Origin of the sequence: Streptosporangium sp. NBC_01810 (genome assembly GCF_035917355.1) — a bacterium.
Classification (GTDB): domain Bacteria; phylum Actinomycetota; class Actinomycetes; order Streptosporangiales; family Streptosporangiaceae; genus Streptosporangium.
On record NZ_CP109070.1, the window covers coordinates 6152653 to 6165784 of the forward strand.

Genomic DNA, 13132 nt, shown 5'->3' on the forward strand with positions numbered 1-13132 from the left:
CAGCCGCGTTATCGAGGTCACGCTCGCTCACGAGAAAAGAAGCCCCACGTCCGGAAACGGTTAACGCGAGCCGTAATGACGGCTGCCGGACACTACGGCTGTCCTGAACGACAATCAGGAGGACCTCGCATGGCCTACCGAAACGAGCTGGTCATCGACGACCGGTCGCAGGGTGTCTTCCGCGTGCACCGGTCATCGATGACTTCCGAGCAGGTTTTCGCCGACGAACAGGCACGCATCTTCCAGCGGTGCTGGCTCTATGTCGGACACGAGTCGGAAGTCGCCAAGCCCGGTGACTACGTCCGGCGCTGGGTCGCCGGCCGGCCGGTGATCTTCCTCCGGGACAGCGCGGGCACCGTCCGGGTGCACTTCAACACCTGCACCCACCGCGGCGCGACCCTGTGCCGGGAGGAATCCGGGAACACGCGCGTGTTCCAGTGCTTCTACCACGCATGGAGCTTCGACACGAGGGGGCGGCTCGTGGTCACCCCGGGCGCGGACGCCTACGGCCCCGGGTTCGACAAGGCCGACTACGGTCTGCGCGGCCCGGCCCGGGTCGAGGAATACCGGGGACTGTACTTCCTCAACTACGACGAGCACGCCGTGGACCTGCGTACCTACCTGGGCGCCACGCTGGAGTACCTCGATCTCGTGCTGGACCAGGCGGACGAGGGCATGCGCGTGGTGGGCGGTACCCACCGCTACAGCGTCGGCTCGAACTGGAAGCTGATGGTGGAGAACAGCATCGACGGCTACCACGCCCCGACGGTGCACGCGACCTACATCGACTTCGTCAAGGACAGCGGCGGTGGCCAGAACCCGGCCGCCCTGGGCACCGGCGGCGGACTCGACCTCGGCAACGGGCACGCCGTCATCGAGAGCCAGGCGGCCTGGGCCAGGCCGATCGCCTACTGGGAGCCGTTCTTCGGTGAGCAGGCCCGCCCGGAGATCGAGGCCAAACGGGCCGACCTGATCAACCGCTACGGGGCGGAACGCGGTCGGCGGATGGCCGAGACCTTCCGCAACCTGCTGATCTTCCCCAATCTGATCATCAATGACGTGGCCGCCATCACCATCCGCCGCGTCGAGCCCGTGGCCCCGGACCGGGTCTCAGTGGAGGCGTGGGCTCTGGCTCCCGCCGAGGAGACCGAAGGAAGCGCCGCGCTGCAGCGCCGCCTGGACAGCTTCCTGACCTTTCTGGGCCCCGGCGGGTTCGCCAGTCCGGACGATGTCGAGGCCCTGGAGTCCTGCCAGCAGGGCTACGCCGCGCAGCCCGACGTGGAGTGGAGCGACATCTCGCGCGGCATGACGAGGGTCCCCAAGCCCGATGACGAGTTGCAGATCCGCACGTTCTGGCGGGCCTGGGCGTCGCAACTGGACGGTGCCGGGTTTCCAGAACAGATCGTCGACGTCGAGGCACCGCAGGTCAGCACCCCGGCGGCGCGGTCATGACCGCCACAGTGCCGACCGGCACCGCCCTGCGCGCCCAGATCGAGGACTTCCTCTACGCTGAAGCCGCCCTGCTCGATGAGTGGCGGCTCGACGACTGGCTGGCCCTGCTCACCCCGGACGCGCGCTACGAGGTGCCCAGCACCGACCGGCCCGACGGCCGCCCGGACACCACCCTGATGCTCATCTCGGACACCAGGTCGATGATCGGCGCGCGGGTCAAGCGGCTCAACAGCCGCAAGGCGCACCGCGAGTTCCCGTGGTCGCGCACCCGGCGCATCGTCGGGAACGTGCGGGTGCTCGCCGTCCTGCCCTCCGGCGAGCTCCAGGTCGGGGCAAATTTCGCGGTCTATCGTACGCGCGGCGCCCAGACCCATTGCTACGTCGGGCAGTACCGCTACCGCCTGCTCCCGGACGGGGACTCCTTCCTGATCGCGTTCCGCCGCGCCGAACTCGATCAGGAGACCCTCGACGAGCACGGCTCGTTGAGCATCATCCTCTAGCGACGAACGGACGAACGTTATGGACCGCCGCCTGGCCGAAAGCCGCGAGTCGCTACGTTTCAGGATCGACGCGACCCGCTGTGACGGCCAGGGCGTCTGCGTGCTCATCGCCCCCGAGTTGTTCGCCCTAGACCGGTACGGGATCGCCTATGTGGTCCCAGGATCGGAGCGCCTGGCCGCCGAGGACCCGGACGTCCGGGCGCGGGGCCTCGAAGCCGACGCGATGTGCCCGCGCAACGCGATCTTCGAGGCACCCCTGCCGCCAGCGCGACCGGCACCGGTGGCCGCACCTCCCACCTCCGTCGCGGCGCCGTCGCGACTGCTGCTCGACGCACCGGAGTCGGTGCCGGACTGGCAGCGACGCGGCGGCTGGGCCCACCACGACCGCGATGCTCTGCTCGACCTGGTCGAACGAGCCGGGATCCGCGGGCACGGCGGCGCGGCGTTCTCCACCGCGGCCAAATGGCGGCGAGTGGCCGGAGCCGAGCGATCGATCGTCGTGGTCAACGGGGCCGAACGCGAACCCGGCACGATGAAGGACCGGCACCTTCTCACCCACCGGCCCGGGCTCGTACTCGACGGGATACGGCTCGCGATGCGGGCCGTCGGCGCGACCGAAGCCATCGCCGCCGTCGATGAGGACGCGATCGCCGAGCACGACGCGCTGACGGCGGCGATCACCGAGGCGACCGAACTCGGTCTCCTCGACGGCTACGAGATCCGCACCCACAAGGTGCCCACCAGCTACGTCGCGGGTGAGGAGACCGCGCTGATCAGCCTCCTCAGCGGTGGACCCGCCGTGCCCCGGCTGCGGCCGCCGTTCCCCAGCGACTCGGGCGTGTTCGGCCGCCCGACCCTCGTGCAGAACGTGGAGACCCTGGCCCAGGTCGCGCTGGCCGCGGCACTGGGCGCCGACGAGTTCCGCGCCGCCGGCACCGAGGAGGCACCGGGCACCGGCCTGTTCTCCGTTGGCCCGTTCGGCGGGCCCTATCACGTCGTCGAGCGCCCCTACGGCTACGCCCTACGTGATCTGCTCGCCGAGACCGGGCTGGCCGAGGGCGCCCGTGCGGTGCTCGTCGGCGGCTACGCGGGCGGTCTCCTCACCCCGGATGCCCTCGACATCGCGCTGACCCCGGCCGCGCTCGCCGCCGCCGGAGCATCGCTGGGCACCAAGTCGGTCCAGGTGATCGGCGCGGACCGCTGCCCGGTGGGGGTGGCGGCCGAGATCGTCGGCTATTTCGCGGCCGAGACGGCCGACCAGTGCCCGCCCTGCTCCCGCGGGCTGCCGGACATGGCCGGGTTGCTGCGCGGCCTGGAGACCGGGACCGGCGGGCCCGAGGCGGTAGCCGAACTTGACCTGTTCATGAGCACGCTGTTCGACCGTGGGGTGTGCCGCTTGCCCGACGGGGCCGCGCGGCTGGCGCTGTCGCTGCTCAGGAATTTCGCCGAGGTGACCCGGGCGCACACCACCGACGGCTGCCCAATCCGATGACCGGCGTGCCACCTCCGCGCTGACTGATTCCCCGATTTGAGGAGTTCCGTGGCCACCATCGCCCCTGAAGTCGACGTCCTGCTCGTGGTCGACATGCAGAACAGCTTCTGCCATCCCAAAGGCGCCATGTACGACGTGCTGGGCGCGCCGCTGTACGACATCGCCCGCGTCGTCGACGCCAATGCCGCGGTCGTCTCCGCCGCACGGACGGCCGGTATCCCCGTCGTCTTCACCCGCCAGCAGTACTATCGCGGTTTCGCCGATTTCGGCCCGCTGTTCCCCCACGGACCACTCCTCAACGATCGGTCCGTCGAGGCTCCCAAAAGAAAAAACTCAACGAGGGCCGGGTGCCTACTTCTCCCTGTAGGTCCCGAACTCATCGATCCTCCGAAAGGTCCGATTGCCTTCACCCCTTGGGATCAAGGTCCCGTACCAAGATGACTCATTGGAAAGTGGAAATGGCGGCGAAAACCACCTTGCCCCTCCATCTCCAGGCTGTCGCCCCTCCGGCTGGAACGAGGGAGGCGGGAAGACCTGTTGGCCACGGACCCACCGCCGTATCCTTTCCGGGCATGACCTTCCGTGGCACGCCCCGGCCGCACCCACGCTGGCACCATGCGCAGACCGAGCTGGACGACTTCGCGATTGTCAGCTACCGGGTGCCCACCGATGCGCTCGCCCGGCACCTGCCCACCGGGTTCACCCCAATGAGATTGGCCTTCGATGACGGCCAAGGCGCTCTTGTCTCTGCCGTCGTCTTCCGGGACCGGGACTTTCATTTCCGGTTCTGCCCACCGGCGGCTATCACATGTGGACAAATCAACTACCGCGCCTATGTCACCGCGTACGGCGAGCCAGGTGTGTGGTTCTTCGGTACCAGCCTGGATCACCCCGTGGTCGCGATCCCGCGGCACCTGTGGGGCATGCCCTGGAGTCGCGACCGCATCCGCATCGAGGCCGAGTGGAACGGCACCCCGGCGCGCTGGCGGCTGAACGCCGGGGGCGCCGCCTGCGAGGCGGCCGAGCTCCCCGAGCCTCCCACGTGGCTGGACGGTTTCACCGGCGAGTCGCACTGGATGGAACTGCTCACCCATCCCACTAAGGGCTGGTACCGGCGCCGAAACGAGCGGGTGGGCACCTACAGCATCTGGCACCCGCCGATGCGCCCGCGGCATTTCGCGGCCGTCTCCGCGAGTTTCCCGGTTTTCGAGCGCCTTGGCTTGATCACTTCGGAGATGCCGCCGCACTCGGTCCTGATCCAGCCCCGGCTGCATTTCGACATCCACACCCCGCCCCGCCGCTTCCGCCCGTCCAGTTGAGGTATGAGAGGACCGGCGGTTCCACCTTCACGTGCGGATAGTTGCTGCGCCGAGCGCCCTCCCCCTGTCCCCATCCCCTCGGCGGATAGCTATCCCGGTGATCAGGCTGCCCACCGCTTGCACCCCGGCTCCCAGGCGTTGATACCTGGCGGATACACGGCTGAGCGCGCACGGATACCCAGCGGATGCGGAGCGGAGGAAAGCGGCCTCCAGAGTGGCCACGGCGCCGCGAGGGCGGCGCGATTCCACCGTGGAGGAGTCCTCGATCTTCGTCGGGCCGCGCCCTCGCCGCTTTCGCGGGTCGAGTCCTACCTGCCCTCCACAGGCGTTTTACCTCTCCGCCAGCCCGGCGGCGAGGATGTTCTTCGCAGCGTTGACGTCGCGGTCGTGGACGGCGCCGCAGGCGCACTCCCACGACCGGACGTTCAACGGCATGGACCGCTGAACGGCGCCGCAGGCGGAACAGAGCTTCGAGGAGGGGAACCACCGGTCCGCGACCCGCAGTTCCCGCCCGTACCACCGCGCTTTGTACTCCAGCATGCTGCGCAGTTCCCGCCAGGAGGCGTCGGAGACGGCTCTGCGCCCCTGTTCCCCCAGCTCATTCCGCCAAAGTCGACAGCGCGGGTTCGCTTATCTCGGATGGGTACGGCATGGGCGATGGCCATGGATCGGGTTTCAGGCTTTCGGGTCATTCTGGTGGCTCTTCGAAGCCAATGGAACGCATCGTCCCGCGAGCCACGTACCGACGGCATCGACGTAACCGCTGGGCGTCTCCAAGCGCACGACCGACCTCCCAGGCGTTGTGGCTGTGACACTACTACTCGGGACGATCGATCGCGTGCCGGAACAGGCGGGAACCACGGTCACTCAGGGGGCATCACCGGGACTCGACCCGCCCTGACCCGCCCCCTGTTTTCCCGGCTCAGAGAGGACGCGGCGCGGGCTGTGCCTCTTTCAGCGTCTGCGTACCGCTCGAAGTCGACCAGACCCAACTCCCCGTTCATCGGCCGAGGTCCGGTGCCACGATTTGGCAATACCTACCAAAAACCCCCAAGAGGGCATCCAGCCGGCCCCGCGCGGAGCGGCCGATCGCTGAGCACGGCGGCACCGGAACGGTCCCGTCGATGGGACCTATGGACCGGCCAACGAAGGACGTAAGTCCCTGTGCCGCGAGTATCGGCCCCGGCAAGGGTGGAAAGGAGAACACTTCCTGGGAGGTGGGTCTGATGTCTCAGGCCAAACCCAGTACGGTTCCGGCATCCGGGGAAACGCATCCGCTTGAGGTCGAACTGAACCTTCTCAAGGCCCGGGTCAGCAGGATCGAGAAGCAGATCCAAGTGTTGGCCGAGGCCAATCTGGCCCTCGCGCGGGGCATGGAGGCAGGCCCCATGGAGGAGTCCGGGCAGACGCATCCCGAGCAGGCCGCGCGGCTCGCTCACGAACTGTTACTCGCCGCCGGCCTCGTCAAGGGCGGGGGGTGACACGCCTCCACCGCGACGGGCTCACGGCGGCCACCCCGATGCGTCAGGTGGAGACATGACGCGATACGACACGTCCACGAGACTCATCCAGGAGACGCCCTTCCGGTTCCGGATCGACCGGCACGAGCACATGACGGTCCCCGGGATCGTGTTCGCCTCCGGCGGCCTGCTTCCCGAAGAGGGGTGATTCGTTTCCGCGCCGGATACGTGCCGGAAGGCGCTGATCGGAACTGTCGGCGGTGTGGTCACACGGTGCGCAGGAAGCCTTCGAGGATCTCGTGGAAGATGTCCGGGCGCTCCATGTTGGGGTAGTGGGCGGTCCCGTCGACCGAGATCGCGCGGCCGTTGGCAACGGTGCGGACGAGGCGTTCGAGGCGTTCGGCCATGCCGATGTGGTCGGGCGAGTCGATGGCGCCGTTGATGGCCAGCACGGGAACGTCGATCTTGGCGGCGCGGTCCCAGGTGTCGCGCACCGGGACGAGCCGGTTGGGTTCGTCGCCGGTGTGCTTGGACATGGTGCCCCGGGCCATCCTGCGCAGGCGGCTCACAACCTCGGGGTCGAGATCGTCGAGGGTGCGGTGCGGGCCCGCGGCGAAGAGCGTGACCGCCTCGACCGAGGCATCAAGATCACCAGCGGCCATCGCCGAGTGCCACACGGCCATGGCCCGGGTGGTCCAGGGGTCGGTGAAATACGGCTCGCTGGTCCCGGCGCCGCTGACGACCACGGCGCTGACCAGTTCCGGGTGCTCAAGCGCCGTGTCGACCGCGACGCTTGCCCCCATCAGTTCCTCCCGAGGGGACTGTCGCCTTCAGACGACGGGGGAATCGGGAGCGGGAGGACCGCCAAGGCCCGAGCGTGCAGTGACCCGTCTGGCTTACGCATCAGCGTTCTCCGTTCGTCGCCACAGTAGATGCGCGGAACTATTGCAATGATCGTGTGACTCGTCAGGTGCGCACCTCCCCCGGCGCGGCGTACGACCTCGGATACCACGTGGTGTGGTGCCCAAAGTACCGCCGCCCCGTTCTGGGCGGCCGGGTGAAGACCCGCACGGTGCGGCGCTACATCGAGACTCAGTACGAGCGCACCCCCACAAGCGGGGGTGCGCGTGCGTAGGTCGTTTAAGTTCCCGCTGCGCCCCACCGCCCACCAGGTCATCGCGCTCACCGCGTGCCTGGACGATCACCGCGCCCTCTACAACGCCGCGTTGGAACACCGCCGCACCGCCTACGCCAAAGCGGTGGTGAGCATCAAGTACGGCGACCAGTCGGCCGACCTCAAGCACATCCGCGCCGATGACGCCGACGGTCAGGGTCGGTGGTCGTTCTCCTCCCAGCAGGCCACCCTGCGCCGCCTGGACAAGGCGTTCGCCGCATTCTTCGCCCGCCTCAAGGCCGGGCGCACCCCGGGCTTTCCCCGCTTCAAGGGCAAGGGGCGCTTCGACACCGTCGAGTGGCCCAAAGACGGCGACGGCTGCCGCTGGGACTCCCAGCCCGAACACCCGTCCGCGACGTTCGTACGTCTCCGGGGCATCGGACACCTCCGCGTCCACCGGCACCGTGCCGTTCGCGGCATGGTGAAAACGGTCGGCGTGAAACGGGAGGGTTCCCGCTGGTACGTGATCTTGTCGTGTGACGACGTGCCCGCCGAACCGCTGCCCGCGACCGGCGCGGTCGTCGGCATCGACCTGGGCGTGGCGTCGCCGGTGACGACCTCCGACGGTGAGCACCTGGACAACCCGCGCCATCTGGCCGCGTCCGCTGACCGGCTCGCCGCCGCCCAGCAAGACTTGGCGCGTAAGAAGCGGGGCTCTATGCGGCGCCGTAAGGCGGTGGCCCGGGTCGCCGCCCCGCATGATCAACGACGCTGCCGCGCGACACCTGGTCGAGTTCGTCCCCAACCCGGCGCACAAGAGGTCCTCCCTCATCCAGTTAACCGAGGAGGGCCAGGCCGCCATCACCGCCGTGATCGACCGCGAGCGCGCGGTGCTGCGCCAGGTCGGCGGCGACCTGACCGACACCGAGGTCGCCGCCTGCGTCCAGGTGCTCTCGCGCCTCCTCCAACTCCTCGACAACGTCGACATGGATTAAGCCCGGGCCGGTGCGAACGTTGGAATTCGAGTTGGCCGCTGTCAACTGTGCGGTCGAACTCCGCGAAACCGGCCCGGCGGAGGTCGGCGGGTGGGGGTGATCCCGCGAGGACGGGTCACATCTCGGTGGTCCGGGCGGCTTGTTCGGCGGTCTGCCGGATTCGTTCGATCTGCGCCTCGGTGACGTTGAGGGTGCCGAATTCCCTGACCGCCTGGTAGTAGGTCCAGGCGAGGCCGTTGCAGGTGTTTCTGGGGATGCTGGAATATCCCGCGCAGACCTGCTTCATATCGAAGTAGAACGCGTCGTCGATGCGCGCCTTGTTCGCCGGGAACCGGCTCACCGCCTTGTAGTTGCGGTAGCCGAAGTCATGCCGTCGGCACGGCGTTCTGAAGTCGAAGCCGAGCGGCTGATCGGGGCTGCCCGAACAGAGGTCGGTCGACCAGTTGAAGGCGTAGTCCGCCCAGCCCGCCTGGTTCTGCCACGCAGCGCGCCAACCGGCGGCGCTGGACGCGGTGGGCTGAGTGAAACCGGAAAGTGCGGCGAGCTTTTGCTCCAGTGTCACCGCGTAGGCGGGCAGCGTTAATCCGAGTAATGCAACGAGGGAGAGGGCGGCGGCTGCGAGGGATCGTTTGACCATGGGGCTCTGCCTTTGTCTGGGGGATGCCTCTCACGGCAGGTTTCTGCCACCGCCTAACAATGAAACGAAATAACCTGATGCGCCGGAACGGATCTTCGTCAAGATCGGCATGGGTGTTCGTAAACGATCGCTCTTTACAGGAATTACAACATCTTGTAATGGCGCGTTTTGAAAGGCCGAATCACGAGAGTGGGCCCCTGTTCGCGGTGGTCCGGGGGTAGTCGGCGACCCGCTCCCCCAGGTCACCGAGACTCGGCACCGGAGCGGACGGCCATCACAGCCGTCCCCACCGGCCCGTCCATTTCGGCAGGGAGGGTTCGCGTCCCGGAGGAGACGCTGCCGGTGAGTGTGTTACCGCCCGGGTATCGCAACCCGGTCCAGCGCCCCTCCGCGTCAGTAGATCTTGCCCGGTCCGGCCGCGGTGGCCGTCAGCAGATCCCGTACGAGGCCGAGATCGATCTTTTCCGGCTTGCGGAAGCGCAGGCAGCCCTTGCCCATGTCCTGCCCGGCCAGACGCTGTTCGTAGGCCGCGCGGATGTCGCTGCGCATGAGATAGAAGGAGATGTACTGCTTCTGGCTTGCGAAGGCGATTTCAACGACGCCGTCCCGCTCGTATGCGGGCATTCCATACGCCATGACCTCGGTGAAGCCCTTGAGTTCCGTACGGCACAGTTCGCGTAGGTCGGTCAGGACCGCCCTACGCTCGTCGGGCACCTCGGCGAGGTAACCGTCCACGTTTTCCGCATTGCTTTGCACCATGGGCAAAGCGTATGTCGTTTTTAAGCACGATTTTGTGGTAATCGCGGATCGCACGGGCACAGCAGGCGACATCGACACGATGTGCCCTGTCCGAAGCGCGGACGTCGCCCGCTTCGACCTCGTCCGTGAGCCGCCTCAGATCCATGCCGGGAGGGTAGAGGCAGGTCCGACAACCACTTTCCGGCGGACCTCCCGGAAGATGGCCGCCGCCATCCCGCAACTCCACAAATATCAGCTGAATACCGTAGAAAGTCTCAACACCACCAGAATTCTTCGTGGCGGACCGGTGCCCGCGTGGCGCGCGGCATTTACCGCCCTGCCCTCCGCCGCTGAATTAAGGTGACATTGCCCGCATCACGTGATCAACCCGTGACAGGGGGCGATCACCCCCTCAGGCCATGAAAGCCAAGGTCGAGGAGGGATTCATGTCCCGCGGACACGCCGTCACCACGGGATGCGTTCCGGCGGTCACCGCGCTTGCCCCGGCAGCAAGGGTGACACGCTCGATGATCTTCATTGACGGACGGCACACCATCGGGAGCCGGAAAGCCGTGCGCCGGTGACCGCGGCGATCCTGGCCGTGCTCACCGCCGCATGCAACGCCCTCTCATCGGTGCTGCAGCGGCGCGCGGCGCGAACCGCGCCGCAGAGCCGCGTGTTCAAGCTGGCACTGATCGGATACCTGATCCGGCAACCCTCATGGCTGGGCGGCATCGGCGCGCTCATCGCCGGCTTCCTGCTGCAGGCGGCCGCGCTGAACTTCGGTGCCCTCGCTCTCGTACAGCCGATTCTCGTCACCGAGCTGCCCTTCACGATGATCCTCGTCTCGTGGATGTTCCGGGTCCGGCTGGGCCGGGAGTCGTGGCTGGCCATCGGCATCCTGACCATCGGGCTGGCCGTCTTCCTCGTCTCCGCCGATCCGGGACAGAGCGGAACCCGGTCCCCGACCATGGACCTCTGGCTGATCACCGTGGTCGTGACGGTCGGCGTCGCCGCCGGTCTGATCTCGATGGCGAAGACCCACAGCGGCGCGTCCCGGGGGGCGCTACTGGGGATCACCTCCGCCCTGGGATTCGCCTTCACCGCCGCTCTGATCAAGGAGAACACCAAGATCTTCGCCGCGGAGGACGCCGGCATCCTGACCAGCTGGGCGTTCTACGCCATGATCGTGGCCGGCCTGTTCAGCGTCTTCGTGCTGCAGAGCGCGCTGAGCAGCGCGCCCCTGGTGGTCGTGCAGCCGACGCTCAACATCGCCGATCCCGTGGCCAGCATCGTGTACGGCGTCGCGCTGTTCGGCGAGAGCATCCGGCTGGGCTGGTGGGTCGTCCCGGAGCTCATCGGCGTGGGGTTGATCTTCTACGGCAGCATCCTGCTGAGCCGGTCGCCGCTCATCAAGTAAGAACCTCGCGGAGATGAGAAAGGACTCCGCGGGTGGGAAGGCGAACAGGGCGGCTCCCCTGGCGATCTGCCGCTCCCGTTCCGCGCCGGGTCCGAACCGGTCCAGCGCGGCGAGCAGTTCCCCCGCGTCACCCGCGTACACGCTCAGCCCGGCTCGCGCCATGGCCCGCGCACCGTCCCTGCCGTGGCCGGGAATCGGCCGATAGGAGATGACCGGCACTCCGGCGGCCATCGCCTCCCGGCAGGTCAGGCCCGCCGCGTTGTCCACCAGCGCGTACGCGGCGGCCATCAGGTCCGGCATGTCATCGCACCAGCCGAGGGCGACACCGGCATGCCGCAGCAGACGGCGCAGCTCGCGGTTGTGCCCGCAGAGGATGACGGGCAGATATCGTCCCGAACGCGCCAGGACGCGAGCCGTCTCCCTGACCCCTCCCACCCCCCAGGCACCGGCCGAGACGAGGACCAGCCGATCCCCGGCACGGGCACCGATCCGGGAACGCACCGGCGCCGTGCCGACCCCCGACCACCGGACCCCGGACCACCGGAACTCCGACCGCCTGCCCCCCGCCCGCCGAAACTCCGGGCGTACGAGGGGGGCGTGGCAGAACGCCGGGCGGCCGGTCGCGGCGTGGACGGCGCGAGCGGTCGCCTGATCCGAGCAGAGATACCGGTCGTTGCCAGGATGCAACCAGAGCCGATGCGCCGCGAAGTCGGTCAGCAGGACGGTGCTGGGAACCGGCAGGCGGCCACGCCGCCTCAGGTGGCCGGCCGCCTGCGCGGCCAGGTGGAAGGTCGAGACGACCTCGGCCGGCGTCCGGCGGCGGATGAGCCCGCGCAGCCGGGCCGCGGCCAGGACCGTCAGCGGCGAGGTCGGCAGCGCCAGGTCCGACACGAAGAAGACCCGGTAGATCAGCGCGTACAGCCAGGGCGCGGAGCGCATCATCCAGCCGTACCACCCGCGCAGCGCCGCTCCGAGCCGGAACGGAAGCAGCCTCAGGACATCGACGATCTCCGCTTCGACGCCCTCGGCGGCGAGCCGCCTGGCCAGCTCCACCGCGACCGCGTCGTGCCCGGCTCCCATACCGGCGCTGACGATCAGCACAGTGCGTCGCGTTGGCATCACGACCCCCGTGACGCAGACTTGACACGGTGAACCGTGCCGCGCTGACCCTCGCCGGTCTGGCCGTTCTGCACGTGGGGCCCGCGGCGACCTGGCTGCCCTCCGTGCGCCGCCTGCTGCCCGGCCTCGCCGGGGTTGGCCTCGCCGACCACGTCGCGCTGACCTTCGACGACGGGCCCGACCCGCGATCCACACCGCGTTTCCTTGAGGAGCTGGAGCGGCTCGGCTGCCGGGCCACGTTCTTCGTCCTCGGCGAGATGCTCGAACGTCATCCCTCGCTGGGCCGCCGTATCGTCGCGGACGGCCATGAGATCGCGGTGCACGGCTGGTCGCACGAGAACGCCCTGCTGACCCGCCCCGGCCGGATGGCCGCCGAGATGGGCAGGGCGGCCGACCTGGTCACCGCCGTCACCGGCGTCGGCCCCGCATGGTACCGGCCGCCCTACGGCGTCCTCAGCGCCGAGACGCTGCTCGCCGCCAGGATGCGGGGGCTGCGGCCCGTCCTGTGGACCGCCTGGGGCAGGGACTGGACACGCTCGGCGAACCCGGCCTCCGTGCTGGCCACGCTGGCCCCCGGCGTGCGCGGCGGAGCGACGCTCCTGCTGCACGACTCCGACCACACCTCGGCCCCCGGCTCCTGGCGGTCGGGGCTCGGCGCCCTGCCCGAACTGGTGGCTCGCTGCCGCTCCGCGGGTCTGCGGATCGGACCGCTGCGGGAGCACGGCGTCTCCGGCGGCCGCGCGGTCCTTCATGACGTTCGTGAGATCACCGCTCCTCAGATCACCGCTCCTCAGATCACCGCTCCTCAAAAAAGCGCGCTGGAAAAACCGCACCGTGTTTTGTGACTTCTTTTACCCGGACCCGACCCGGATCACCTCCCGGCAAA

Annotated in this window: 16 protein-coding genes and 3 pseudogenes; 13 read left to right on the forward strand and 6 right to left on the reverse strand. The window is 68.5% G+C overall.

What is annotated here, in order from left to right; genetic code table 11:
• The first annotated feature begins 129 nt into the window (after positions 1-129).
• The 5 genes from OIE13_RS27320 to OIE13_RS27340 all read left to right on the forward strand — a co-directional run bounded on the left by OIE13_RS27320 (position 130) and on the right by OIE13_RS27340 (position 4763).
• The gene (locus OIE13_RS27320) at positions 130-1452 is read left to right on the forward strand and encodes an aromatic ring-hydroxylating oxygenase subunit alpha (RefSeq protein ID WP_326635228.1); all 1323 of its coding nucleotides are present in this window, start codon (positions 130-132) and stop codon (positions 1450-1452) included.
• Positions 1449-1952 carry an aromatic-ring-hydroxylating dioxygenase subunit beta gene (locus tag OIE13_RS27325; RefSeq protein ID WP_326635226.1) on the forward strand — a complete coding sequence of 168 codons (504 nt, stop codon included), beginning with the start codon at positions 1449-1451 and terminating at the stop codon, positions 1950-1952. The genes OIE13_RS27320 and OIE13_RS27325 overlap by 4 nt, the downstream gene beginning before the upstream one ends.
• A 19-nt stretch (positions 1953-1971) precedes the next feature.
• Entirely contained in the window at positions 1972-3444 is a 1473-nt protein-coding gene (locus OIE13_RS27330) for an NADH-ubiquinone oxidoreductase-F iron-sulfur binding region domain-containing protein (RefSeq protein WP_326635225.1), read from the forward strand.
• 48 nt (positions 3445-3492) lie between these two features.
• Positions 3493-3885, forward strand: coding sequence for an isochorismatase family protein (locus OIE13_RS27335; protein WP_326635224.1), 393 nt, complete (start codon positions 3493-3495; stop codon positions 3883-3885).
• Between the two features lie 131 nt (positions 3886-4016).
• A complete protein-coding gene (locus tag OIE13_RS27340; RefSeq protein WP_326635222.1) occupies positions 4017-4763 on the forward strand; it encodes a DUF2071 domain-containing protein in 747 nt (248 codons plus the stop codon).
• A gap of 330 nt (positions 4764-5093) precedes the next feature.
• On the opposite strand, the gene OIE13_RS27345 is transcribed toward OIE13_RS27340, so the two are convergent.
• The gene (locus tag OIE13_RS27345) at positions 5094-5360 is read right to left on the reverse strand and encodes an RNA-guided endonuclease TnpB family protein (protein WP_442811731.1); all 267 of its coding nucleotides are present in this window, start codon (positions 5358-5360) and stop codon (positions 5094-5096) included.
• Between the two features lie 629 nt (positions 5361-5989).
• On the opposite strand from OIE13_RS27345, the gene OIE13_RS27350 reads away from it, so the two are divergent.
• Positions 5990-6244 (forward strand): hypothetical protein, encoded by a 255-nt coding sequence (locus tag OIE13_RS27350; RefSeq protein ID WP_326635220.1) that lies wholly within the window; start codon positions 5990-5992, stop codon positions 6242-6244.
• A gap of 55 nt (positions 6245-6299) precedes the next feature.
• The gene (locus OIE13_RS27355; RefSeq protein WP_326635218.1) at positions 6300-6431 is read left to right on the forward strand and encodes a hypothetical protein; all 132 of its coding nucleotides are present in this window, start codon (positions 6300-6302) and stop codon (positions 6429-6431) included.
• Positions 6432-6489: 58 nt separating this feature from the next.
• Here the strand turns inward: OIE13_RS27355 and OIE13_RS27360 are convergent, their stop codons facing one another.
• Positions 6490-7026, reverse strand: coding sequence for an alpha/beta fold hydrolase (locus OIE13_RS27360; RefSeq protein ID WP_326635216.1), 537 nt, complete (start codon positions 7024-7026; stop codon positions 6490-6492).
• A gap of 167 nt (positions 7027-7193) precedes the next feature.
• Here OIE13_RS27360 and OIE13_RS36840 point away from each other — a divergent pair.
• The 3 genes and pseudogenes from OIE13_RS36840 to OIE13_RS27375 all read left to right on the forward strand — a co-directional run.
• A pseudogene (locus OIE13_RS36840) lies at positions 7194-7292 on the forward strand (transposase); the annotation flags it as partial.
• Positions 7293-7350: 58 nt separating this feature from the next.
• Positions 7351-8055: pseudogene (locus OIE13_RS27370) on the forward strand (RNA-guided endonuclease InsQ/TnpB family protein); the annotation flags it as partial.
• Positions 8056-8095: 40 nt separating this feature from the next.
• Positions 8096-8332, forward strand: a complete 237-nt coding sequence (locus OIE13_RS27375) for a MarR family winged helix-turn-helix transcriptional regulator (protein ID WP_326647114.1) — start codon at positions 8096-8098, stop codon at positions 8330-8332.
• Positions 8333-8447: 115 nt separating this feature from the next.
• On the opposite strand, the gene OIE13_RS27380 is transcribed toward OIE13_RS27375, so the two are convergent.
• The 3 genes from OIE13_RS27380 to OIE13_RS27390 form a co-directional block, all read right to left on the reverse strand.
• The gene (locus tag OIE13_RS27380) at positions 8448-8969 is read right to left on the reverse strand and encodes a phospholipase (RefSeq protein WP_326635215.1); all 522 of its coding nucleotides are present in this window, start codon (positions 8967-8969) and stop codon (positions 8448-8450) included.
• Between the two features lie 393 nt (positions 8970-9362).
• On the reverse strand, positions 9363-9728 hold the full coding sequence (locus tag OIE13_RS27385) for an iron chaperone (RefSeq protein WP_326635213.1): 366 nt from the start codon (positions 9726-9728) through the stop codon (positions 9363-9365).
• 391 nt (positions 9729-10119) lie between these two features.
• Positions 10120-10245, reverse strand: a complete 126-nt coding sequence (locus OIE13_RS27390) for a hypothetical protein (protein ID WP_326635211.1) — start codon at positions 10243-10245, stop codon at positions 10120-10122.
• A gap of 42 nt (positions 10246-10287) precedes the next feature.
• On the opposite strand from OIE13_RS27390, the gene OIE13_RS27395 reads away from it, so the two are divergent.
• Together OIE13_RS27395 and OIE13_RS27400 are read left to right on the forward strand one after the other, a co-directional pair.
• Positions 10288-11127: a DMT family transporter gene (locus tag OIE13_RS27395; RefSeq protein WP_326635209.1), complete on the forward strand. Its 840-nt coding sequence runs from the start codon at positions 10288-10290 to the stop codon at positions 11125-11127.
• A 208-nt stretch (positions 11128-11335) separates the two neighbouring features.
• Entirely contained in the window at positions 11336-11779 is a 444-nt protein-coding gene (locus OIE13_RS27400) for a hypothetical protein (protein WP_326830339.1), read from the forward strand.
• A 38-nt stretch (positions 11780-11817) separates the two neighbouring features.
• Here the strand turns inward: OIE13_RS27400 and OIE13_RS27405 are convergent.
• A pseudogene (locus tag OIE13_RS27405) lies at positions 11818-12246 on the reverse strand (MGDG synthase family glycosyltransferase); the annotation flags it as partial.
• A 29-nt stretch (positions 12247-12275) separates the two neighbouring features.
• On the opposite strand from OIE13_RS27405, the gene OIE13_RS27410 reads away from it, so the two are divergent.
• On the forward strand, positions 12276-13091 hold the full coding sequence (locus OIE13_RS27410; protein WP_326635207.1) for a polysaccharide deacetylase family protein: 816 nt from the start codon (positions 12276-12278) through the stop codon (positions 13089-13091).
• The last annotated feature ends 41 nt before the right edge of the window (positions 13092-13132 follow it).